General features: G+C 41.3%; 15 protein-coding genes and 2 pseudogenes. 10 read left to right on the forward strand and 7 right to left on the reverse strand.

Translation table 11 applies throughout. From position 1 onward, the window contains the following. Positions 1-6: 6 nt before the first annotated feature. From B2Z67_RS04455 to arsM, 3 genes and pseudogenes are all read left to right on the forward strand, one after another. Positions 7-285 (forward strand): annotated as a pseudogene (locus tag B2Z67_RS04455) (GNAT family N-acetyltransferase); the annotation flags it as partial. A 42-nt stretch (positions 286-327) separates the two neighbouring features. Next, positions 328-762: an arsenate reductase ArsC gene (locus B2Z67_RS04460; protein WP_414630780.1), complete on the forward strand. Its 435-nt coding sequence runs from the start codon at positions 328-330 to the stop codon at positions 760-762. Further along, on the forward strand, positions 759-1,571 hold the full coding sequence (gene arsM, locus B2Z67_RS04465; RefSeq protein WP_291528617.1) for an arsenite methyltransferase: 813 nt from the start codon (positions 759-761) through the stop codon (positions 1,569-1,571). The genes B2Z67_RS04460 and arsM overlap by 4 nt, the downstream gene beginning before the upstream one ends. Before the next feature lie 218 nt (positions 1,572-1,789). On the opposite strand, the pseudogene B2Z67_RS04470 reads toward arsM, so the two are convergent. From B2Z67_RS04470 to B2Z67_RS04485, 4 genes and pseudogenes are all read right to left on the reverse strand, one after another. Next, positions 1,790-7,514: pseudogene (locus B2Z67_RS04470) on the reverse strand (N-6 DNA methylase). Beyond that, complete coding sequence (locus B2Z67_RS04475; protein ID WP_291528618.1) at positions 7,504-7,935, reverse strand: DUF1896 family protein; 432 nt, start codon at positions 7,933-7,935, stop codon at positions 7,504-7,506. Before B2Z67_RS04475 ends, B2Z67_RS04470 begins: the two are co-directional and overlap by 11 nt. A 338-nt stretch (positions 7,936-8,273) precedes the next feature. Continuing rightward, positions 8,274-10,385 (reverse strand): type IA DNA topoisomerase, encoded by a 2,112-nt coding sequence (locus B2Z67_RS04480; RefSeq protein ID WP_291528619.1) that lies wholly within the window; start codon positions 10,383-10,385, stop codon positions 8,274-8,276. A 59-nt stretch (positions 10,386-10,444) separates the two neighbouring features. Then, a complete protein-coding gene (locus B2Z67_RS04485) occupies positions 10,445-11,860 on the reverse strand; it encodes a DUF3945 domain-containing protein (RefSeq protein WP_291528620.1) in 1,416 nt (471 codons plus the stop codon). A 481-nt stretch (positions 11,861-12,341) separates the two neighbouring features. Here B2Z67_RS04485 and B2Z67_RS04490 point away from each other — a divergent pair, with 481 nt between their 5' ends. From B2Z67_RS04490 to B2Z67_RS04500, 3 genes are all read left to right on the forward strand, one after another. Next, on the forward strand, positions 12,342-13,418 hold the full coding sequence (locus B2Z67_RS04490; RefSeq protein WP_291528621.1) for a DUF262 domain-containing protein: 1,077 nt from the start codon (positions 12,342-12,344) through the stop codon (positions 13,416-13,418). Continuing rightward, positions 13,418-13,960, forward strand: a complete 543-nt coding sequence (locus B2Z67_RS04495; protein WP_291528622.1) for a hypothetical protein — start codon at positions 13,418-13,420, stop codon at positions 13,958-13,960. The genes B2Z67_RS04490 and B2Z67_RS04495 overlap by 1 nt, the downstream gene beginning before the upstream one ends. Before the next feature lie 166 nt (positions 13,961-14,126). Continuing rightward, positions 14,127-14,849 carry a CPBP family intramembrane glutamic endopeptidase gene (locus tag B2Z67_RS04500; RefSeq protein WP_291528623.1) on the forward strand — a complete coding sequence of 241 codons (723 nt, stop codon included), beginning with the start codon at positions 14,127-14,129 and terminating at the stop codon, positions 14,847-14,849. A 274-nt stretch (positions 14,850-15,123) separates the two neighbouring features. Here the strand turns inward: B2Z67_RS04500 and B2Z67_RS04505 are convergent, their stop codons facing one another. Then, positions 15,124-15,594 (reverse strand): HU family DNA-binding protein, encoded by a 471-nt coding sequence (locus B2Z67_RS04505; protein WP_291528624.1) that lies wholly within the window; start codon positions 15,592-15,594, stop codon positions 15,124-15,126. 506 nt (positions 15,595-16,100) lie between these two features. On the opposite strand from B2Z67_RS04505, the gene B2Z67_RS04510 reads away from it, so the two are divergent. From B2Z67_RS04510 to B2Z67_RS04525, 4 genes are all read left to right on the forward strand, one after another. Further along, entirely contained in the window at positions 16,101-17,108 is a 1,008-nt protein-coding gene (locus B2Z67_RS04510) for a CBASS cGAMP-activated phospholipase (RefSeq protein ID WP_291528625.1), read from the forward strand. After that, a complete protein-coding gene (locus tag B2Z67_RS04515; RefSeq protein WP_291528626.1) occupies positions 17,098-18,084 on the forward strand; it encodes a cyclic GMP-AMP synthase DncV-like nucleotidyltransferase in 987 nt (328 codons plus the stop codon). The genes B2Z67_RS04510 and B2Z67_RS04515 overlap by 11 nt, the downstream gene beginning before the upstream one ends. A gap of 61 nt (positions 18,085-18,145) precedes the next feature. Continuing rightward, the gene (locus tag B2Z67_RS04520; RefSeq protein ID WP_291528627.1) at positions 18,146-19,822 is read left to right on the forward strand and encodes an E2/UBC family protein; all 1,677 of its coding nucleotides are present in this window, start codon (positions 18,146-18,148) and stop codon (positions 19,820-19,822) included. After that, positions 19,819-20,274, forward strand: coding sequence for a Mov34/MPN/PAD-1 family protein (locus B2Z67_RS04525; RefSeq protein WP_291528628.1), 456 nt, complete (start codon positions 19,819-19,821; stop codon positions 20,272-20,274). Before B2Z67_RS04520 ends, B2Z67_RS04525 begins: the two co-directional genes overlap by 4 nt. Positions 20,275-20,334: 60 nt before the next feature. On the opposite strand, the gene mobC is transcribed toward B2Z67_RS04525, so the two are convergent. Both mobC and B2Z67_RS04535 read right to left on the reverse strand, forming a co-directional pair. Further along, a complete protein-coding gene (gene mobC, locus B2Z67_RS04530; protein WP_291528629.1) occupies positions 20,335-22,335 on the reverse strand; it encodes a conjugal transfer protein MobC in 2,001 nt (666 codons plus the stop codon). 282 nt (positions 22,336-22,617) lie between these two features. Then, the coding region (locus B2Z67_RS04535; protein WP_291528630.1) for a mobilization protein at positions 22,618-23,549 on the reverse strand (932 nt) is incomplete at its 5' end.

The raw sequence follows: 23,549 nt of genomic DNA on the forward strand, positions 1-23,549 counted from the left end.
GGAGAGGTGGACGGCAAAATAGCCGGTTACTGTTATCTGCATAACTGGAATAACCGCTGTGCCTATTCTTCGACCAAAGAAGTTACCATCTATTTGGATAGGGACTTGCGAGGTAAAGGCTTGGGAACAATCTTGTATCAACATCTCTTCAAAGAAATATATAAGGACGACATTCACACATTGATTGCCGGAATTTGTATTCCGAATGAAAGTAGCGTACACCTGCATGAGAAATTCGGATTCAGGCAGGTATCACAGATGAAAGAAATAGGTTGGAAATTCGACCAATGGCGTGATGTCGGGCATTGGCAACTTGTAATAAACCGGATACCGCCTAAAATCCTTATTCTTTGCACGGGCAATAGCTGCCGTAGCCAAATGGCACACGGCTTCTTGCAGTCTTTCAACCCCAAACTGTTGGTTTATTCCGCAGGAACAAAAGCAAGCGGAAAAGTAAATTCCAAAGCAATAGAAGTGATGCAGGATGCCGGAGTGGATATTTCGCACCATACATCCGACAGCGTTGAACAGTACATCAACGATGAATGGGATTATGTGATTACCGTTTGCGGTGGAGCAAATGAAAACTGTCCCACATTTTCAGGAAAAGTAAAAAACCGTTTACATATCGGCTTCGATGATCCGTCCGAAGCAACAGGGACACCCGAATTTATACAATCCGAATATATCAGGGTAAGGGATGAAATAAAGAAAGCATTTTATGAACTATATATTAACGAGATAAAAGACAATATTATATGAATACGAATGAAGAAAAGAAAGCGTTGGTCAAACAGCGTTACAGCGAACTGGCGCTGAATAGTGCCGCTTTAAATTCCGGTTGCTGCTGTGGAACAAATCCTGCCGCACCGTCGAAGAAAGTTTTTACCATCATGAGCGAAGATTACAGCGGGTTAAAAGGTTACGAAGCCGATGCCGATTTGGGCGTAGGTTGCGGATTGCCTACCCAATACGCAGGGATAAAAGAAGGCAATACCGTGTTGGATTTAGGTTCGGGAGCAGGAAATGACTGTTTTATTGCACGGGCGGAAGTCGGAGACACAGGAAAGGTTATCGGCATCGACTTTTCGCCTCAAATGATAGAAAGAGCACGCAAGAATACGGCGAAGCGAGGTTATACCAATGTAGAATTTATTGAGGGCGATATAGAGAATATGCCCTTATCCGATAATTCTATTGATGTGGTAGTCAGTAATTGTGTGTTAAACCTGTTACCCGAAAAGGACAGGATTTTCAAAGAAATCTATCGGGTGTTGAAAATAGGCGGTCATTTCTGTATCTCCGATGTGGTGCTGAATGGTGTATTCCCCAAAGAGTTTACCGATAATGCTTCGATGTATGCAGGCTGCATAGCCAGTGCCATACAAAAAGAAGATTATTTGGCAGAAATAGAAAAAGCTAATTTTGCGGATATAAAGATTGAGCGGACAAAAACAGTCTTAATTCCTGATGATGTGTTACAGGAGCATTTGGATGAAGCTACCATCGCAAAATATAAAGCGGGTAATGTTGGTATTTATTCGATTACGGTGACAGGGGTGAAGAAATAACAGAATCATCACCGAAATGGCAGACAAAGGAACAATGATTTGAAACTTAAACGACAAATCCACGAAGAAAAAAGCCTCATCACGTATAACTGTGTTGAGGCTTTTTCGATTATCCGAATCGTGTGCATCATTAACACTCCGTTTGTTAAACAAAAATATATTTTTGTTTAACAAAGCAGGTAGGGTTTGTGCATCCATTATTATCCGCTGGTATCCGGTTACAATTTGAATCTTCGAGTTTGTTGCACAAGTGGCTGTATAGCGGCTTCTTTCGCTGATGATTCGGAAATCTCGTTCTTCTCCTCTCGCTCCTTCATTCCCGCTATAATCAGCCGACTGCCTGCCGATTCGATAATCTCCTTCACCGACAGAGGGCGGGAAGAACGTATGTTATCCATACCATTGACGGGAACGGTTTTCTGTATTTCCTCCTTACTGACAATTTCTCCGTCAGTAACATCCGGTTTGGAGCTAAGCGTTAATTGTATTCTCCGCTCCAACGCTGCCAGTTCCGATTTCAAACTTTTTAGTTCCGGTTCTTTTTTCCAAGACGATTCGACTACTTCTTTCAGGACAGGAATATCCGCCTCTATCTTCCTGTTCTTTTCCTCGTACTGTTCCAGCATCGAAGGAATTTTATCCAACGCATGGATGAANNTTTTTGGAAGCGGTCAGCGGATCGACAGCCAAATGTCCGTTGTTGTAGCTGTATTTCACGCCACTGTCTCCGACAACAAAGAAACGGTTGTCATTGAAAAGAACTCCCTCTTTTTGGCTGGGTTCGGATTTAACCACAATCTTGAAACCGTATAACTCCCCAATATTGAAATATTCCGTATTAGTACGGGCATTATCGGCAATGTCATTCAGTTTCTTGCCGATGGCTTTCGGGTCGATACTGTCGAAATTATCCAGTTTTATTGGATTCAGATAGTTTCCTTCCCTATCCTTCTGTACACGCGAAGAAAAAATAGACCAGTCCTGTGTCATACGTGAGATGAACTCCCTATTGCTGTCCAACTGGCGGTTATTGTCATCCAGCTTGTAGATAGCCGAAGATTTGCCTTTCTCAAAAGAACGCCTTTCCGACTCCAACGCATTGATTTTCTTTTCCAGTTTAGCTTTTTCCAGTAAATCGGTATTGCCGGAAAGAATAGCGACATACTCCGAAAAGTTCATGCCTCCGCCCTCATCCATGCTCCCCTCGTCTATGGTACGGCTACCGAGTGTATTCGTTTTCAATTGGTTGATAAAGGTTTGCTTATTCTGTAGCAGGTTGAATTTGTAGGAGTCCAACGATTTCTCCACAGCATAGATAATAATGTCCACCTTGTCTCCTGCAAATGCCTTGGCTACTTCATTCCCTTTACGGACTGCCCTGCCATCACGTTGCGCCAAATCCGACGGTCGCCATGGAATGTCACAATGATGGAGTGCTACCGCCCGTTTCTGAGCATTGACGCCTGTTCCAAGCATGGAGGTAGAGCCGAACAGGACACGTATCTTTCCCTCATTCATTGCTTCAATCATCGCTTTTCGAGACTTCTCGGTCTTAGCTTCCTGAATAAAGCGTATCTCATGAGCAGGGATACCGTGGTCTTCCACTAATTTGCGCTTTATCTCCGAATACGGGTTCCATTCATTGGGTTTGTATGTCCCCAAATCACTGAAAATAAACTGTGTTCCTTTCTGTGCATCGTATTTATTGTAATACTCTACTACCTTAGCGGCGCAATGCGATGCCTTATTATCTATGTGGTCATCGTAGGCAGGGTCTATCATACGCATATCCAATGCCATTTTGCGGGCATAGTCCGTTGCAATCAGCATCTTGGCTTTTTCCTCACTTTCGGAAAGCGGCGGTCTACCCAGAATGGTTGCGTCTCCGGTACTGGCAAACTGCATCAACTTTCCGATGAATACTTCCTGCTGTGGTGTAGGCGGGATGTTATGCAGAATCTCATTCTTGTCCGGTCGGTCGATGCCGATGTCTTTGGCAGTACGATAATCAGTTATCTCATTATAGAATGCCGCCAATTCCGGCACTTTGATAAAATACCGGAACCGTTCTTTGGCAACAATCTGATTGGTAACGGAAAACTCAAAGTCAGTCGTTTTCTTGGCGAAGATAGCTGCCCATGCGTCAAACGAGCGGATTTCCTGTTTTTCCAATTCTTTCGGGCGCAGGTATTTGAACAGCAGGTACAATTCTGTCAGGGAATTGGAGATAGTTGTTCCCGATAGGAAGGTGGCGCACAGGTCTTTGTCTTTCCGTTGTTGCATGGTGCGTAGCGCAAAAAGCATGTTCATTGCCCGCTGGCTCCCTTCGGGATTTCCCAATCCCGCTACACGATCGTGCCTTGTGGTGAACATTAGGTTCTTAAATTGGTGGCTCTCATCGACAAATAGGTGGTCGATACCCATTAGTTTATAATCGACCGTATCGTCTGTGCGGTTCTTTATCTGTTCAGAAAGGTTTTCCAATCTCACTTCCAGATTGTTTTTTCTTACTTCCAGTCCCCGCCTCATGCGTTTGGATGCTGCTTTGCCTGTCTGGTTTTCGAGTACACGGAGGTTTTCCTCTACACTATTCAGTTCTTCTTGAAAAATCTCCTGTTGTATTTCGGGCGACTGGGGTATTTTTCCGAACTGGTCGTGCGTAAGGATAACGCAATCCCAATCGTTGTTTTTGATGTCGTTGAAAATCTTTTGCCGATTCTGCGGCGTAAAATCCTCCTTCCCGGGATAGAGAATCTTTGCATTGGGATAAGCGGTCTTAAAGGTATGTGCTATCTCATGCACGTTGGCTTTCAGTCCGATAATCATAGGTTTGTTCGCCATACCTAACCGCTTCATTTCATAAGCCGATACACACATAATAAGGGTTTTACCGCCGCCCACTTCATGGTCAGCAATACCTCCGCCGAGCAGTTTTTGCATCCAGATACAGTCCTTTTGCGACTGGTATAAATCGGAAATACCCAGCCCCTTCAAGTCCAAATCGGGAAACGTTTGGTGTGAGCCATCGTACTGAGGACGGACAAAGCAGTTGAATTTGCGGTTATATAAATCCGTCAGTTTATCCTTATATTCTTTGGGCTGGTCATCCAACCAGTCAGAAAAACCGTTCCGTATCTCATCAATCTTGCTGTTAGCAAGCTGTATGGCTTCTGCATCGGGAACTTTAGCTTTTTTCATCTCCCCTGTCGCCTTATCCAATACATCCACCGTTTTAGTAATGTTAGGCGTTGTATTGAGTAAAGCATTCTTCATCAAGTGAATACCATTGAAGTGTTGCGCTTCGCTTTTTACTCCAAACTTTTCATAAATAATCAGGTTCGGGTGTTTGGTCGATACATTGAAGTCATCCCGCGAGGCGTAATAGTCTATCTGAACAGGGGTCTCGAATAACTTAGAGGCATACTCCTCGTACACATTTATCGGTATCCAGCGTTCCCCGAAGTTGAAATCCAATTCTTCATAGCGAATAGGCTGCGGTTTGGCATCATGTAAGGCAGCTAAGGATTTTTGCGATGACAGGTCTTCGGGATGATTGGCTAAATAGTGTTCTATCCGCTCCGCTTTTTCAACTACATTTCCGGCAATGAACTTATCCCGTATCTCGAAATTTTGAATCATGGGATTGAAATAGATTCTTCCTTCGAGGTCGTTAATCAGTTCATCCGGCGTTTTATTTTCTAACAGAGAGAGCATATAGTCCATGCGGAACTCGCCATATTTATTCAGGGAAGCTATCAATGCTTCTTCCGATGTATTGACTGCTGTTATTTCATTGGGGTTGAACGCTACAGGATGGTCGAAAATATCAGCTTTCACCATCTCACCGTCGATACTTCGCTCCAAAGCGAGTATAGCAGTTGCTCCGGCATCCATTTTCAGGGTGTTGATGTTCCGTTTGTCGTTCAGGTTGCCGTATAGACTCACAAAGGAATCATAGCTATCGTTCAATTTCTTTCGCACATCGGTGTTCTCAACTAAATTCTTCGCCTCGAAATCGTATAGTTCGTAGTAACTGTCCCGTATTTCTATATAATTGAAGAACTTATTTTTCTGTGCCTGCGAAATATCCAGCGGATGAAACTCCGCTCCTCTGGAATAACGACCTTTCAAAACACCTATCTGACCGTTTTCTTCTTTCACCAGCGTTCCGTCTTTGTGATGCTCCCGAAGTTCGCCGGAATACGGACGGGGCTTCATATATTCTTTCCACTGCTGTTGCGCTTCTTCTTTTCGGGCATCGACAATGGGAGGTACTGTTGCCTGTGGTAGATTTTCAAACAAATCTTTTTGTACGGGCTGAGCTTTGGCTACGGTTGCTTTCTTATTTCCCCGCTTCGGTTTAACCTGTGTCCGTTCTTCTTCCGAAAAGCCAAACAGGTCATAGAGGCTCATAAGTGGTTCCTGTGCTACAGCTTGCGGTTTTTCCTCCACTGGTAGTTTCTCCGTTGGCGCGGATGCTGCTGGCGGAGACGGTGTTTTAGCAACAGTAACGCTTTCCTTCTCCCAAAAGACTTTTTCATTTGGAAACCAGTCATCTTCAATGGCTTGCCAAAAAGGATCAAGGTCGTCCGCCTGCCAAAGAGGATTAAGGTCATTGATTGCAGGCGATTCTTCCGCCTTCGGCTTTTCCTCTTTGATTCCATAATCTTCGGGAGTTGGCGGATGTTGCTCAAAGAATTTCCTGTCCAATTCCTCGAAATGTGCCGCCATCTCTTGAAGGTCTTTTTCCGTCGGGGTTTCTGCTATGATGTGTGGCTTCACGGCATGGCTACGGTATAGTTCCGTATTGAGATTGGCGTTCAAATCACTTCGGAGCATCTGTCCCATATCGTCCGCTATTTCCGCTATGCTTCCCTCGTGCAGGAATACCTGTGCAGGCTTTCCATACGGGTCTGTACCCATAAAGGTTTTGGTATGAACAACTCTGCCATTGTTATAGAAATAATCGTTTCTGAAACTTTCGGTTTCTTCCGATTTGGAACTGGTAATAAAATATTCTTCCCAGATATTCAGAGGTTTGTCTTTTCCCGTATTCTTTTGCAGGACAATCAAATCGCTACCGACATCTGTTCCGGCACTCTCGGTAAACAAGTTGTTGGGCAAGCGGATAGCCGATACCAGATTGGCATTTTCCATCAACCATTTGCGAATGGGTTCGTTAGCCGGAGCGTTCATTACTCCCTGCGAAGTGATAAAAGCCATCACGCCACCCTCGCGTAAAGAGTCCATTCCTTTGACAAAGAAATAGTTGTGAATGGCTTTGGTGGATTGTTGTACAGCAGCTTCCTCGCTTTTGGAAAAAGCTGGATCAAACACATTCATCTCCCCGAATGGAATGTTGGAGGCTACCACATCGAAATAACCGGTATACTGTCCCTCGATGCGTTCAAACCCTGTTGCATGTACATCGCTTTCGGGATACAGGGCGGAAAGTATCTTTCCGGTTAGTAGGTCTTTTTCAAAGCAGACGCTTTCGGATTCATTTGCTAATTTCATTTGGGCTGGGAACGCACCGATGCCTGCCGACGGGTCAAGGAAACGGTCTATAATAATTCCTTTTTCCTGCAAAGCATCATTAATGCTGCCGATAACTTCCGGTGGTGTATAGAACGCCGACAATACAGAGTTTTGAATACTCGACATATAATTGCGGTATTCCCGCTCGCTGTTCGTATTTTCCCGAAGTACGTTATGCAACTCCGAAACGAGGGGAAAGAGTTCAATCTCCGACTTTGCCCACGAAGCGATATCTGCAAGCGTGGATGCCGGATTCAACACACATTTCAATCCTCCGAATCCGCTGTACTGCTGTAACACCTGCCGTTCTGCATCTGTCGCTTGTCGATTCTCTTTATCAAGCGTCAGAGCAATTTTGATGGCATCTATGTTGGCTCGTAAATGAGCCTTTTTGTTATAGCTCATTTTCTTCCCTCCATAAATCTATAAATCCAACCAGTTCGGTGTACAGAATAATAAATTCGGGAGAGGATGCGAATGTGTCGCTAATGGGATATTCCGAAAAGACTTCTTCGCAGGGTGCAAGTAGTTCCAGCGCGAGACTGTCTATCCGTTCTGCCGGAACTATCGTAAATTCATTGATAAGTACGTTGCGGATGGTATCGTAGCGGGAAAACAACAATCCTTCATATAATACAGAAGAGGCTATTTCCTCTGCCGACTGGTGGCTATATCCGTTGGAAATAGCATCGGCATAACTTTCGGCGGCTGATTCGGAACGAAGCCGAATAAAATCGGTATCAGTTGCTAATTGTGGGTGGCTCTCTTTGAGGAACGAAAGCAATAAGAGTCCATAGTAGGACAGTTCCTGTTTATCTTTTTTCATTGTAATCTAAATTAATCGTGGATATAATTGAAGATAGAATACTGTTCCTTTGGTTTTTATCCGCAAGTGTAGCAGGATGCTTCTCTTGCGGATGAGGAACAGCAAGGTTATTCACCGTTAAAAAGACTTGTTTGGTTTTGAGGGCAGGAAAAGCGGAACGCTTCCTGCCAATAAAAACAAATGGGTCTTACGGGGAAATACCTTTGATTGTATATAGGAGGGAAAAACGAAAACGGCATCCGGGTTATTCATGCCCGAATGCCTTATCCACAGATTAACTCAAAGCCAAATCCATATAAACAGTTTTATGCTTCTTGTAGAATCTGTGGCAAATATAGCTATTTTCCCCGCTTACTTCCTCGTTTATAATTACTTTTCCTTTCGGGAAACTCATAAGTAACCTTACACTCACTATTAAGAATCAGGTAGGCATCGAACGTCTTTCCCGATTTAGCGGTCAAACCTTTGATAAGGCGGGTTTTGCCTTCGGAAAGCAGTTCAATGAAAATATCATCTGTTAGCTTCTTCCCGCCACAGTTGCGGAACAGCACAAAGTCGCAGGCTTCATCGGAACATTTGCAGACAGATGAAAGGAATCGCAAGCCCTGCTTCCCACATTTTGGACAAGTGTAGGCATTGGCTGAGAACGGTAAATTAAGATTCAGCAGTTCTTCGGTAATCTGCCGTGTATAGACTTCGATGCCTTTGGTAAAGTTACCGGCTTGCTGTTCACCCCGCTCGATTTTCAGGAAAGCATCTTCCCAGTAGCCTGTCATCTCCACATCGGCGATGCGCTTGTCCTTGACAATGTCATATACCGCAAGCCCTTTATCGGTCGGAACAAGTGATTTTTTCTCACGGCGAATATAATCGCGGGAGAAAAGCGTTTCGATAATGGCTGCACGGGTAGCGGGTGTACCGATACCGCAGGTCTTCAATGCCAGCCGCTGTTCCTCGCTTTCCAAATCTTTTCCGCAGGTTTCCATTGCTCCCAACAAGGAACTCTCCATGTGCAGCGGTTTGGGTTTGGTCTGTTTTTCCTGCAAACTGATGGAAGATACGGGATATATTTCGCCTTCCTGTATATCAGGAAGTTCCGTTCCGTCTTCTGCATTCTCCTCTTTCTCATTCAGCACTTCACGCCATCCAGCCCGTTTCATCACCGAGCCTTTGACTTCAAATTGCGCATCATCTATACCAAATGTTATGCTCGTTACATCCTTAACACATGCCGAAGAAAAGGCTTCCAGCATACGGGCGACTACCATCTCATAGATAGTGTGCTCATCTTCAGATAACTTATCTGGCAGATTTTCCGTAATCAGCAAAGCGTGGTGGTCGGTTACCTTCTTATCGTCCACCGGGCGGATGTTCAGGTTCGTATCCGATAGTTTTTCGGCATACGAAGCATAACGAGTGTATCCTTTCAATTTACCAATCAGCCCTCCGATTTCCATAAAAACATCGTCAGGAACATACCTGCTGCCTGTTCTCGGATAAGTCAGGTATTTCGATTCGTATAGTTTCTGGGCAATGGACAATGTTTTCTCCGCCGGAAAACCGTGTTTGCTGTTGGCTTCCTTCTGCAAAGTTGTCAGGTCGTACAGTAGTGGTGGTTCCTGCCGGATTTCCTTGCGTTCTACTTTTACTGCGGAAACGTTCTCCGCATAACGTACCTTATTATATAGGGTGGTTGCTTCCGTATTATCGAAATACTTGTCTTTATCTGCTGCTGTAACATTCTTACCAGCAATGGAAGTTACAAGTTGCATCTGCCAGAAAGGTACAGGTTTGAAGTTTTTGTTTTCCAGATAGCGGCTGCACACCATTGCCAGCGTTGGAGTCTGTACTCGTCCCAGTGAATAGACGCCATTACCAGCGGCAACACTCAATGCCTGTGAACTATTGATACCGATGAGCCAGTCGGCACAACTTCGGGCTTCCGCCGCCGCATAAAGATTATCATACTCTGTACTCGGCTTTAGCTTTTGTAGCCCTTCCTTGATGGCTTTTTCCGTCAGGGATGAAATCCACAGACGTTCACAATAGACATCCGAAGCCAGATAATCATATATGTAGCGATGTATTAATTCTCCTTCCCTTCCGCTGTCGGTAGCGACAATAATCCGCTCGCATTGCTTGAATACCTGTTCGATAATCTTTAGTTGCCTGACGGCTGACGGGTCGTCTTTGTAACCTTTCTCCGCCCGGACTTGTCGGGGAATAAGCATAAACTCGTGAGGAATTATCGGCAGATGATCTTTTGAAAAGCCTTTCGCCCCATAGTGCTCGGGAAGAGCCAATTGCACCAGATGCCCGAAAGCCCATGTTACCAGATAGTTGTTACCTTCCATATAGCCATCTTTCTTTGTCGTTGCGCCGACTATCTCGGCTATGCTTCTTGCTACGGATGGCTTTTCGGCAAGAATCGCTGTTTTTATACTGTTCATATTAAAATACTTACGTTTGAATTTGAATTAATTTGTGGATAATGGAATAGGAAGAAGAACTACATCTTGCGCCCTTTCGACACTTTCGGGGCAGCTTGCTCCTGCTTCTGTTCTTCTTTCTTCTCCTGCTTCTCTTGTTGCTTCTCGGTCGGCTGCGACTGCCCTTTTTTCATCGGTTCGTCTACCTTTTTGTTTACTTCGGTTTTCGCTCCCTCATTATTGGCAGCAACTTGTACCTTGTGGCGGCTATCAGGCGTAACGAGACCTCTTTTCAGAGCTTCTTTATACAGGCCGGGAAACATAAAATTTATTTCGCCCCGTTCCTTGTTCAGTGTCATATACCCACTGTAACTCCTCCCTTTCTTGTCCTTCATACCGGAAACATACACCGAGTAGCCATCTTTGAGGCTTGCCTTTTGGTCTTCGCTCAGTTTCACCTTACGAAAACTATTAGGGGCTTCTCCCTGCTTGATTCTCTCATTTTGGTTCTGTACCTGCCTCTGCGTTTCTGGAAAATAAAATTCCAATCCCCGCTTATCGGCATTCACCTGTACGGTAGCGTTAAAGGGTTTCAGATTTTTAGAGAGCATATTTTCTATGTACACGCCCTTGCCTTCGCGGAGTTCCAGTTTCTGCTGTTCGGAAAGTTTTACCCCTTTGAGTTCATCGGGGATTTTAATCTTGTTGGCATTCAACACCACCAATTCATTAGTCAACTTATCCACAGATACATAAGCGTTGATAGTCTTGTCATTACCTGCATCATCCTTGCCGACATTAAATTCAATCAACCGTCCGGCATTACCCGTTTCCAACAAATTCTTTTTATCCGCTTCAGTAAGTTGCGTTCCATACAGCGCATTATCCAGTTCTGGTTGCTGACGGACAGAATGCACACGCAGGCTCAGTTCGCCTTCAGCATTCTCGCGGAAAGACAAACGGGCATCAGTCTGGATACGAACACCATTTATATCCCCTTCAATAGGAAACAGCACCGGAGACTTCTGCCAGTTGAGCATCTTGTCCAGCGAACCGCTTTTGACTAATTGCTCGCGTGTAACGCCGATACCCTTTAACTGTTCCCAATCAATGCGGGATTCGTCAATCGCCTGATAAGGCTTCGGGGCAAAGTCCTCCGGCATAAGCCTATGTTCATCCAACATCCGCTTGTTAGCAGGATTATCGGGGTTCTTCAATAACTCCTGCAATCCGGCAACCATGTTTTCCATTTTCCCCAACGGCACCGTGAAGAAATAAAAATGAGTCGGATCTTTCGCCTGACGCATAAAATTCTCGAAGAAGTTTTCCAATACATCGCCATGCTTGTCCACTTTCAGGAACTCCGGCTCATTCTTCGCTTCAGGCTTGACAGTCTTAGGTGTCCCGTCCTCATCCAGCCCGGTAACGGCTTTCAAATCATTACCATCCTTTTCTACTACCAATAATACTTCTTGGTCTTTTAAGTCTCGATCCATATTAAATAACTGTTTTAAATTACATCGACATTAATGTAACCGGAGACGAAAGTAGAGTAGAAAAGTGATTAAAATGCTGATTTTTAAAGGAGTGGTAGTGTTTGGCAGTGTAGTGGTAGGGTGCAAGGGGAATTCATTCATTTGAAAGAGGATTTGCTACTTCTTTCGTATCACTATCGTATATTTGCGGCTCAAATCGTATCATTTTTTAGAGGGGGATGATTTCAATGAAACTACAACTAGTGCATTCTGATTGAAAAATTGAAATTCCAAAGAGTATTTCTGACTTTATTTTTCTGTATTTCAAATATTTGGTATATTTGCAGGCAGGTTAGATTATTCTTTTTGTGTAATTAAGTGTTGCGTGAATTTATAAGAGTGCAGCGTAAACAACAAAAAAGGATAATTCCTTGAAATATTAAATTTTATCAAGAGATACATCTTTTTGCTACTTTTGCAAAAGCATATAACATAAAAATGTATGGAAAATACAAATGACATAGAAGATATAATCTTTGAAAATGAAGAAGTAGAAGAAATAGAAGAATCATCAATTGATGATTTATCTAAAATCATTTCTTATAATGTTGCAAATACTGTAGAAGTACTCAAACTTAAGATTGATAATAATGAAATTCTTTTAAAACCGGATTTTCAACGAGATTTTGTTTGGGATATAAAACGAGCAAGTCTTTTTATAGATTCTTTATTAATAGGATTACCCATACCAAGCATATTTCTAGGAAAAAATAAAGAAGATGAGAGTTATATTGTTATTGATGGTCAGCAGAGATTAAAATCTGTATATTATTATGTAACTGGAAAATTTATAAATAACGAAAAGGAACAATCCTTTTCGTTAAGAAACTTGAAGGATAGAGAATGGAATGGGAAAACTTTCGCGGAATTAGATATTAAGTACAAAAGGCGTATTAACAATGCTGTTTTGAATACAACTATAATAGAAGATATTAATTATAAACCTAATGTAGTTCATGATTTATTTCATAGACTAAATACTGGCGGAATGCCTTTGACTGATCAAGAAATCAGAAATTGTGTTTATTCTGGGATATTCAATACTGAACTTATAGAATTAAATGAAAATGAAAATTGGAGAATCCTCTTAGGTAAAAAATATGCAGACAAACGATTAAGAGATGTCGAATTAATATTAAGGTTTTTTGCTCTCTTGAATAATATGTCAATTTACAAACCCTCTATGAGAGAATTTCTTACAAGTTTTCAATCTTTAAATAAATCAAAGAAGATAAACAAGACATTATTCAATGATACAGTGGCAATTATTTTAGAGAAAATAGGAGAACGGGCTTTTAAGACATCAAACTCAATCAACAAATCAGTTTGTGACTCCCTGCTGGTTGGAATAGCACAAATCATTATGGATAAAAAAGATGTTAGTGAGATAAAAGTGAATTATAACCGACTAATTGATGATGAAGAATATAAAAAATACGTAACGGCAAGTACTTCATCTCCTACTCATGTTTTAGGACGAATAGATTTAGCTAGAAACTATTTACTAGGAAGAAAATAATGCCTTTTTCTTGTCCTGACATAGAAACATTAAAAAATGACTTAGACAATAATATTGTTTCTGTACAAAAGCTAAAAGCTGTAAGTCATGCTACTATTAAAATTCAATCATTATTAAATATAACAATTTATGTTTTAGCAACCAGACTTTTAGAAGGCTCTGTAAAACATATTATATATAATTGTTGTATAATGAGAGGCGATTCTGTTACCCAATTAAAAACTGTAGAAAGTGAATTGAAGAAATTTAATAATCCGGAATTTCAGAAAATAAAAGAAATATTTGTCAAACATTTAGCTTTCGACATTACTGATGGATTAAGAAATAATTGGTTTTGTGCCAGAGATATATCTTTTTTAGATGAAATCGTTAAAAATAGACATCGTAATGTTCATGCAAGCCACGACTCTGCCAATTGGTACAATAACAATATAAAAGACTTGAATGACTTTTATAAAGAATATGAAGGATTATTAAATATATTATGTTACCTTGATATGATAAAGTGGGATTCTGCAAATAGCAAATTTGATATTGTGTAACTTTATGTGGGAACATAAACATATAATCTCAACTGTATTCATCATGCTAGCGACTTCCTTAGCACTGTAATCTGATATAAAGGCGACTAATCTTCTACACATAAGTGCAATAAGAGCAATAGATTATTGCGACACTGTCGCAAACATTTATAAAGACCATACAGATATGGATACGAAAACAGGAATAAAGGAATTAGGGCTTTTAGGGTCGTTTGCTATTTACATCCCTGCGGCAATTCTAATGTATCGCTTGACTACCTACTTGATACCCTATCTATGCTGTATAACAGGGCAAGAACCGATTCTGTTTTGGTTCATAGTCGGAGGATTGGGAATTTTCACACCATTAATCATGACAGGATGGTTGATTTTGAAATCAGAGGGTTATCGCCTGACAAGGCAAACGTGGGTTGAACGACTACGGTTTCGAGAAATCACTCGAAAAGATTTACAGTGGACACTGATCGGATTAGTCGCAGTTGGCATTCTGACGCTTGCTGTTGTGCAGGGGTTGGTATGGCTGATAGGTGATTTTGACCATTCGCCTGCATTTATGTCTTTTGAACCGCTAACAAACGGACGGTACTGGTTACTTTTAGTATGGCTTCCCTACTGGATTTTGAATATACTGGGAGAAGAATTTCTTTGGAGAGGCGTTATGCTTCCACGACAAGAAGTTGCTTTTGGCAAATATGCGTGGCTGATTCATGGATTTGGCTGGGGATTGTTCCATATCGCTTTTGGCTGGCAATTACTAATCATGTTGCTTCCTTTGATTTTCATCCAATCGTACATCGTTCAAAAAACGAAAAATTCATGGGTTGGTGTGATTATGCACGGAGCAATCAACGGCCCCAGTTTTATTGCGATTTGCTTCGGGTTGATATAAACAATTTAGGAAAATCCGATCATGTTTATCAGGGACTTGTCGAGCAAATCTCCGAGAGAATTCAGGCGGACACATATTGTCAAACTGCAATTCATCCGCGATAATATACAAAATCTGTATATTATCGCGGACAAAATGGTGGGATTACGTGCAACTTTCAACCCTCTTTTGTTAAATAAAGAAGTATTTTGTTTAACAAAAGAGGTGTAATTTGTGCATAAAAAAAGTTTGAGAAGTTACTCTCAAACTTTTTTAGCGTTAGTGCTATTCGCGTTTATATACCCGGATCCGGGGCTTCGCCATAATCACTTCCACCACCGTTATCATAATTGGAGGCGGATTTTGTATAATCCGTATCGGGAGCAGTAAAACGAGTAATGCTAACCTTGTTCATTACATCTTTCAAAGCTGTACCCGGAGTAAAAATGATACGTCTGCGGTAGATGTTTTCTGCCGATACATCTTCTTCAGTCGATGCCGCCTTTGCCCGAATGCCGGGGCGGAATGTGCCAAATTCTCCTAACTGCACACTTTTTCCATCATCGAGATTGTTTATCAGGGCATCTATCAGTCCCGCGATGACTAATTGCACCGTTCCTCGATGTGCACCACATATTTGCCCTACTTGCGTGCACAATTTTCTAAAACTAACTTGTCCTGAAGCCACTTGACGGGCTACATACTTCTCAGTCTTGCTTTCATCAAAGCCAAACACTTGTTTGGTAACAACATACTTTAAAGCCATTTTTTCTTGTTTAAATGATTAATAATAGAATGTACTTTTGCGCCTTGCGCGGTATATAGATAATTTTGTGGGAAGTTGATGAAAATTGGGTTGGGGAGATGTGTTGATCGTGATATAGAACGAAAATGCTACTAATCAACAATTTAGAAGCAGACCTGTCAATAAGATACAGTGTATGACATTAAAGCAGAAAAACAATCTATCCGCGATAATATACAGAATATGTGTATTATCGCGAATGATCCGTCTTTTCCTTGTCTCGTATCAAAAATAAAAGCGGATTATTTACCATCTTTATAAGCTAAATTTTTTCTTTAGCTTCACATGTATGCACGTTAATCTAAGACTGTCAGCCTTATATCCGCCAATTTGGCAGTCTTCATGTCAAATTGTGTTTCTTTATGCACGTACATATTATTGTTCTGATAATATACATTCAGTTTAACTCTTTGGCATTAAGATTGTGATACATAGAAATATATCGAATAATAATTAAAGATAATACTATGGGAGAACCTAAGAAATTCAAAATACTCAGCATAGATGGTGGAGGAATCAAAGGACTCTATTCGGCGCAATTATTGGCAAAATTTGAAGAGGTCTTTAATGTGAAAATTTCAGATTGCTTCGATATGCTCTGTGGAACTTCTACTGGGGGTATTATAGCTTTGGCTGCTTCACTCAAAATACCAATGAAAGAAGTTGTTACCTTCTATGAGAAAGATGGTCCCATAATATTTAATGAAAAGTTAAAAAAGATCCCTAAAGGAGATAAAATACTTATAGCAAAACAAGCAGCGTTAGGGGGAAAGTATTCGGCTGCACCTTTGCGACAGGCTCTCAAGAATGTCTTTGGTTCTCGGAAAATTGAAGAAAGTAACAATTTTCTATGTGTTCCTTCTTATAATGTTAATACAGCGATTCCGAGAATATTTAAAAAAGATTACTCTAACTTTACTGAAGATGATAGAAAAAGCTATGTAGACGTAGCATTAGCGACAGCTGCTGCGCCAACCTATTTTCCTATGATGGAAATAGAAGATGACCAGTTTGTAGATGGAGGATTATGGGCTAATAATCCAGTTTTAGTAGGTTTGACGGAGTTCCTTTATAAATTTGCTGAAGATAAACGTTTTAATGGACTTGAAATTCTATCAATAAGTAGCTGTGAAAAAGAAAAAGGTGAAGTTCATAAAAAAGTGAATCGAGATTTTCTTAACTGGAGGAATGCTCTTTTTGATGCTTATTCCATCGGCCAGTCAAAATCAGCTATGTGCCTACTAAAATATCTAAAAGGAAATCTGAATTTTCCTTTTGACTATGAACGTATTGTCAATCTTCCACTATCGGCAGAGGAGGCATCTATAATTGATATGGATAATGCCAGTCCCGCTTCATTAAAACTGTTACGAAAAAAGGCGGATAATACAGCAATAAACGCAAAAATGAAAAATGAAATAGCACATTATTTTCAAACTACGAAATCTATAAACCCCAACGAATATGGCAAATAATCAAGAACAATTCAATGCGTTTCATAATACTATAAACGCCTCACAAAAAAGGAGAGCAACGCTCAAAACCAATCGTGATACGCTGCGCGATCGTATTCGGAAATACTTTAAAGAAAATCATGCAGACTACATTCAACCTAATTTTCATTGGCAGGGTTCGTATGCTATGTACACGCTACTAACCCCTATCAAGGACGAGGATGGACTGGGCGCTTACGACCTTGATGATGGTATTTACTTCGTTGGCAAATCAAAGGATGAGCGCAAGAGCTTAGATTGGTACCATAAAGAAGTACTGAAAGCAGTAGAAAACCATACAACAAAAGGGGCGGAAGACAATGCTCCCTGCGTGACCGTTCTTTACGCCGATGGTCATCACATAGATTTGCCTATTTATTTTATGGTGGATGGTGATGAACATCCTCAATTGGCGCACCGCAAAGAACCTTGGATGGAGTCAGACCCACGTGATTTGATAGATTGGTTTAGTAAGGAATGTGGGAAAAAACCGATGCTCCGTCGGTTAGTGCGTTACCTGAAAGCTTGGTGTGAAAATATTAACAATGAAAAAGATTTCAAGATGCCAACCGGTTGCATCATGACGATGCTCGCTGCCGAATACTATAAAGGCAATGTAGATTCGCGCGAAGATATTGCTATGCGTGATATTTTAACAGCGATGCATAATGCTTTGAGTAAGGATGACGGATTTCATTGTTGGCGGCCGACACATCCCTATGAAGATTTGTTTGAGCATTATAAGAAAACCAGAAAAGAAAGGTTCCTTGCAGAACTTAAGTCTTTTAAAGATGATGCAACTCGAGCTATCGAAAGTAAGAACCCTCATGATGCTTGTATAAAATGGCAGAAACATTTGGGGAATAGATTTTCTTGTAGTACAGCAAAGGATGAAGACGAAGATGCACAAGTTAAATCATTCTCAGGAACCATAAACACTAACAGTCGCTTTGCATAAACTTATTGAAATACTAAGTCCATGCTTTGAGGAACTCTATAAAATAGAAAATGTAAAGCGTGTGAATGAGATTCCTGATATTCGTACAGATTACTATGCTGAGCAATGGGAAGTTACGACTGAAGTTGAGATAAGTGGGAAAGTCAAAGAGATAGAATTATATTTCGGATTTCAGGAGTCATTTCCTTACACGTTACCTGATGTCTATTTCCCAAGTAAACAGTTCGGCTATTTGCCTCATATAGAAAGTCAGGGAGGTAAATTGTGTTTAATAGCGGATGGCGCGAGCTATCAAATAAACAATCCTTACAAACTCATTCGTTATTGTTTAAAAGAATCTAAGATATTGATAGAACAAGGCGCAAATGGCATAAACGTAGATGATTTCAACACGGAGATAAACAGTTATTGGAAGCGGAGATATGATGATGAGCCTAAAGTATCAGAGCATTGGCTAATTTACGAAAGTTTTCCCATTGAAACCTGTACACTGAGAGCTTTATTATACAAGCAAGAGCTTCTATGTGAGGAGAGATCTAAGACAATAATTAGAGGTCTGCTTCTTTCACAAAATGAGAAAAAAACAAGTATTGAGCGTTATTTAAAGAGACATCATAAGGTTGAGGAAATGGATGTTCTGTTCGTAAAGAGTGCTCATGTTCCTCACAAAGCTCCATATTGCCTGTCATTACAAAATCTTTTAGATAACACATCGTCTGCTGAAGATTGTAAAGCAATTAAGCGTTACATCAATACTTTTCGTGGTGGAATTATAGTATTTCAATTGTCTGAAACCTCAATGGGTGGCATCTACATAGACAAAGTGAACACTGTTCGAAAAGGCTTCCGTGTTGATAAACTCACCGCTTGCGATATATTACTGCGTTTTGAGAAGAAGAATCAAGCGTTGGAACGAGAATATGGTGATCTGTATTCTTCTTATCGCATTGCTATGCGCACAGCGGGGGAAGAAATGCCAAAACAGTCATTTATGATAGCTGGACTTGGTAGCATAGGATCCAACCTAACATACTTTCTCAGTGGTTGGAATAATACTAGCTTTACACTGATAGATGAAGATAGTCTTCGGGCTGAGAATATAGGACGACATTTGTTAGGTTTTCAATACTTATATCAGAACAAGGCGAATGCGGTAGCGGATTATCTATTTTCCATTCGTCCAGAAAGAGATGTGAGAATATATGATTATGACTTCCGAAGAGTTTTCAAAGATAACAATGGAACTCTAAATGCACATACCGCACTTTTCCTTTGCACTGGTGATGCCATGACAGAGAAGTTTGTTGTAGATGCCTTGCGTGACGGACATATCACACTACCAACATTCATTCTTTGGCTTGAACCTTTTGGTATTGCGGGTCATTTGATATACATCAATCCTATGCAGATGCCCAAAAACTTTACGCTTTACAAAGATGAAAATAGTATGCTTTATAAGTACAATCTTCTTGCACCAACAGAGTATATAGAACATCCCGACCGCTTTACCAAGAAGGATGCTGGTTGTAACGGAGAGTACTCTCTTTATTCGGGCAATGATGTGGTACTTTTTTTATCAGCATTTTATTCGCACATTAATCAGCTTATACAACAACCGAAACAATCAAAGTGTTACCGATGGGTAGGAAACATAAATCTTGCAATAGAAAAAAGTCTCGAACTGACTGTCGAGACTTCATCCGTCATACCTGGCAACGTTCAAGAACTGCCTCTGTGAATATAACTGATTACACAATTGAGGTGCCAATTGAGGTGATAGACACATTGCAAAGCATGCGTCAAATCTCAGGAAACGAGAATGGCGGCATACTATTAGGGTCAGAAATAGGCGAAAAACATTATCGTATCAACCGAGTGTCAGAACCTTGTATGCTAATAGAACGTTCTACCAGAGGTGGTTGTACAAGAGATGCGAATAAAGCAAACGAGATAATCAAGCGTGAATTTGAATTATCAAATCATACAAGGTTTTATTTGGGAGAGTGGCATACACATCCAGAAAATAATCCTACACCTTCAAGTGTGGACATAGCCTCTATTTATGATGTGTTCTCTAAATCAAAAATAGTAATCGATGGTGTTTTCTTGGCTATTGTTGGTCGTAAGTCAATCTTTTGGGGATTTCATGACGGAACTCAAATGCATAAGATTGAAGTAATAGTAGTATGAATGAAAAAGAATATCCGACTATATTTATAGTTTTTAGTCGGATAAAATATATATAAACTCCTACTTCACCAAATCCCTAAACCTCGGATCATCTTTCAACTTCGCCAGTTCCGAATCCACAATCTGCTGTGTTTCCTCTTTGATGCGGTAATAGTTCCGCTCAATCTCCTGCTGCATCACATTTTGACCGTCTTCGGTAATAAAGCTGGTAAACTCAGGGATTTTCTGATATGCTTTTGTCTCCGCCACTACTTTCGCATTATCCACCACAATCTCGCAGTGGAAAATCTTCTGTTCTATCCGCTCATCGAAATTATCCGAGACCGAGCCGACAAACATCCCCTGTGTCAGTCCGCTGATTTTCGATGCCGGAATCAGAGAATCTAATTGGGTATTGATGGTGGTACTTTTATCCTGCTTGTTGATGGTCATGGACTGGCGTTTCTGCAACACTTTCCCGAAACGTTCCGATAGTGTTTTCGCTGTATCGCCTACTACTTGTCCCGAAAAGATATTCCCAACTGTGTTCATCACTACTGCCGCCTCCTTGTCGCCATAGTCGCGCTTCAACTGAGAGAAGTCCTGAAATCCTAAACAAACGGCAACTTTGTTGCTTCGGGCGGTAGCAATCAGGTTATCGAGACCTTTGAAATAGATGGTAGGCAACTCATCGATGATAACTGATGATTTCAGCATGCCCTTCTTGTTTATTAGCTTCACAATGCAGGAATTGTACAATCCGAGGGCTGCCGAATAGATGTTCTGGCGGTCGGGGTTATTACCTACGCACAGGACTTTCGGTTCGTTGGGATTGTTGATGTCTAAGGTGAAATCATTGCCTGTCATTACCCAATATAGTTGCGGCGAGATCATTCTCGACAAGGGGATTTTCGCGCTTGCAATCTGGCCTTGGAGCTGGTCGGCAGCACCTCCGAGCCACGCATCCATAAAGGGAGAAAGGTAGTTTTCAAGTTGAGGGTAGGAAGTCAAAATCGGGAAAATATCAGTGTATTTCTTGTTCAGAAATTCAATGGCATGGGGGAACGTGCAATACTTGCCTCCGTCATAGATTTTGAGATACCAAATAATGGCAGCCAGCAGGATAATTGGTGATTCGACAAAGAAATCGCCCTGCTTTTGAATCCATGTCTTGTTCAAATTTAGCATGATGGTGTATGCCGATTCATAGGCATCTGAAATGTCGGTCATGAAATCGGGGCTAATCGGGTTACAACGGTGGCTTCCGGCAGGATTGTCAAAGTTGATAACATAGAATTTCGGTTCTACCTTGTATGCCTTTCGGTTGTTTATCAAGGTATTGTAGGCAATGGTTGATAGGTCGGGATATTTGTAGTCATAGCAGTAGAGCGAATAGCCCTTGCCTATTTGCTGTTTTATGAAGTTATTGACCACTGCATACGACTTTCCAGAACCCGGTGTTCCCAGTACGATAGTCGCACGGAACGGATTGACGATGTTTATCCAGCCATTGTTCCATCTCTTTTTGTAGAAAAAGCGGGTTGGGAGATTTACCGAATATTCGTTTTCCATCAAGCGGGTTTCCTGCATAAAACTTTCATTCTCATAATTAAATACATCGTCCATCATACGGTTTTTCAGTAAGCGGCTCATCCACAATCCTGCCATCAGTATACAGATGTAGCCCAGAGACAAGGTGAAAATATACAATGCTGTGTTTGCTGCCAGCGGGAGGAACATATCTAACACCCACCAGTTTAGGAAGAAAAGGACGAAACCGATAATTCCAAATACGGCTATCTTCGTCCATGTTATTTTTTCTTCTTCTACCCCTTTCGTGCCCAGACAAGACAGTCCCATAAAGACTACGGCAAACAGCTTTGTCCACAGTATATTGGAGAAAAGCCCTGCTGTGCGGTTAAAGCCGAGCAGTATTTTATCGACCACTGTCAGGTTGAAGTTCAGTTCGCGGATATACTCGTAACAGAACCAGTAAATATGGATAAGGACAAATAAAATACTAATGGCTCGCATAAATTCCATGACTTTGGCGAAACCTCTTAAATCATCTTCGTTTTGCATAACTTTTTAAGTTGTTAGTTGTTTATAAATTATATATCTCATCAATATTATTAATACATAGCGTATGAAAAATTTAATTTCAAGGATGCTCGATGCAGCCCGCCATTTTACAGGCTTTGATTTTGTAATCTTCAAGATCTGCCTGTTGTCCATTGGAATACTGCTGGGAACCTATTTTGCGATTTTTTTCCAGTCATGGATCGTAATTGTCTGGATAGTCGCTGTTCTTACAATAGTAATCCTGTGGATCATTACCTTGCGGAACATGAGGAACCCTAAACATTAAAGGCTGTACCCTTTCCGTTTTCGGCGTTTGGCTTCCGCTTCTTTCTGCCGGGCAAAGGCTTCTGCCTCATAGTCTGTTCCGTGTTGCTCCAATAATGACGGTAAGTTGCCGGGAGCAGTATCGTCCAGCTTCGGAACATGTATATCTTCTGAAAATTCCAGATTATCTGACTCTTTCAAAACTGCAGTAACGTCCAATTCCAATGGCGAGTGAATGATGGAAACTTCATCCTCTTGGCTATTTTGGAAGAGGTTGTGAAAGATATTAGCTGAATACGCCTTACCGATTTCCGATCCGTTAAAGACAGTACGATTCTCATGGTCGATAAATGTCGCACCATAGATACGCCCATCTTCATTCTCCCGGAATACAACACTTATCCCCTTTCGCAAGAGCTCTGCTTCAAAAGCCGGACGATTCCGATAGTTCTTGATTGCTTCATCAAGAACAGGCTTTACCCGATCGGTCAGTTGCTTGTCTTTGATTAGCTTTTCAGACGAAGTAGCTTTTTTCAAAAGTGCAGTGTATCCCACACTTTTGGCAATGGAAGAAGATTTAATCGGATTGCCGGTTTTATTTCCTTCGCTATCCAAAGCGGAATAGACCAACCCTTGATACTGCTTGCCTCGAACCTCCCCGTTGACCTCCTCCACACCTATATTATATATGGAGAGTAACGCACGGTATTCCGGCAGGGACGTGAAACGGAAGGACTGCATCAGGGATTTTACATTGCCGGCTATCTGCTTTTTTACATTACCAGCCTCGTAATCTACCTTTTTCAATCGGGGCGCATCTTCCGAATAATCTATTTTGTCGGCAGGATGCAGCTTGTATTTCTCTTCCAACTCCTTCGTTATCTTTTTGGAACGGTGAAAGTTATTGAAATCGTTAATCTTCCGCCCAGTCTCATCCACATTGACACTGA

Source organism: Bacteroides sp. UBA939, assembly GCF_002293435.1.
Taxonomy (GTDB): domain Bacteria; phylum Bacteroidota; class Bacteroidia; order Bacteroidales; family Bacteroidaceae; genus Bacteroides.

Bases quoted from the DNA above. Each gene is read 5' to 3' on its own strand.
- B2Z67_RS04500 (WP_291528623.1), top strand. From the start codon at position 14,127: ATGGATACGAAAACAGGAATAAAGGAATTAGGGCTTTTAGGGTCGTTT.
- B2Z67_RS04495 (WP_291528622.1), top strand. From the start codon at position 13,418: ATGCCTTTTTCTTGTCCTGACATAGAAACATTAAAAAATGACTTAGAC.
- B2Z67_RS04485 (WP_291528620.1), bottom strand. From the start codon at position 11,860: ATGGATCGAGACTTAAAAGACCAAGAAGTATTATTGGTAGTAGAAAAG.
- B2Z67_RS04490 (WP_291528621.1), top strand. From the start codon at position 12,342: ATGGAAAATACAAATGACATAGAAGATATAATCTTTGAAAATGAAGAA.
- B2Z67_RS04505 (WP_291528624.1), bottom strand. From the start codon at position 15,594: ATGGCTTTAAAGTATGTTGTTACCAAACAAGTGTTTGGCTTTGATGAA.
- arsM (WP_291528617.1), top strand. From the start codon at position 759: ATGAATACGAATGAAGAAAAGAAAGCGTTGGTCAAACAGCGTTACAGC.
- B2Z67_RS04510 (WP_291528625.1), top strand. From the start codon at position 16,101: ATGGGAGAACCTAAGAAATTCAAAATACTCAGCATAGATGGTGGAGGA.
- B2Z67_RS04480 (WP_291528619.1), bottom strand. From the start codon at position 10,385: ATGAACAGTATAAAAACAGCGATTCTTGCCGAAAAGCCATCCGTAGCA.
- B2Z67_RS04475 (WP_291528618.1), bottom strand. From the start codon at position 7,935: ATGAAAAAAGATAAACAGGAACTGTCCTACTATGGACTCTTATTGCTT.
- mobC (WP_291528629.1), bottom strand. From the start codon at position 22,335: ATGCAAAACGAAGATGATTTAAGAGGTTTCGCCAAAGTCATGGAATTT.
- B2Z67_RS04515 (WP_291528626.1), top strand. From the start codon at position 17,098: ATGGCAAATAATCAAGAACAATTCAATGCGTTTCATAATACTATAAAC.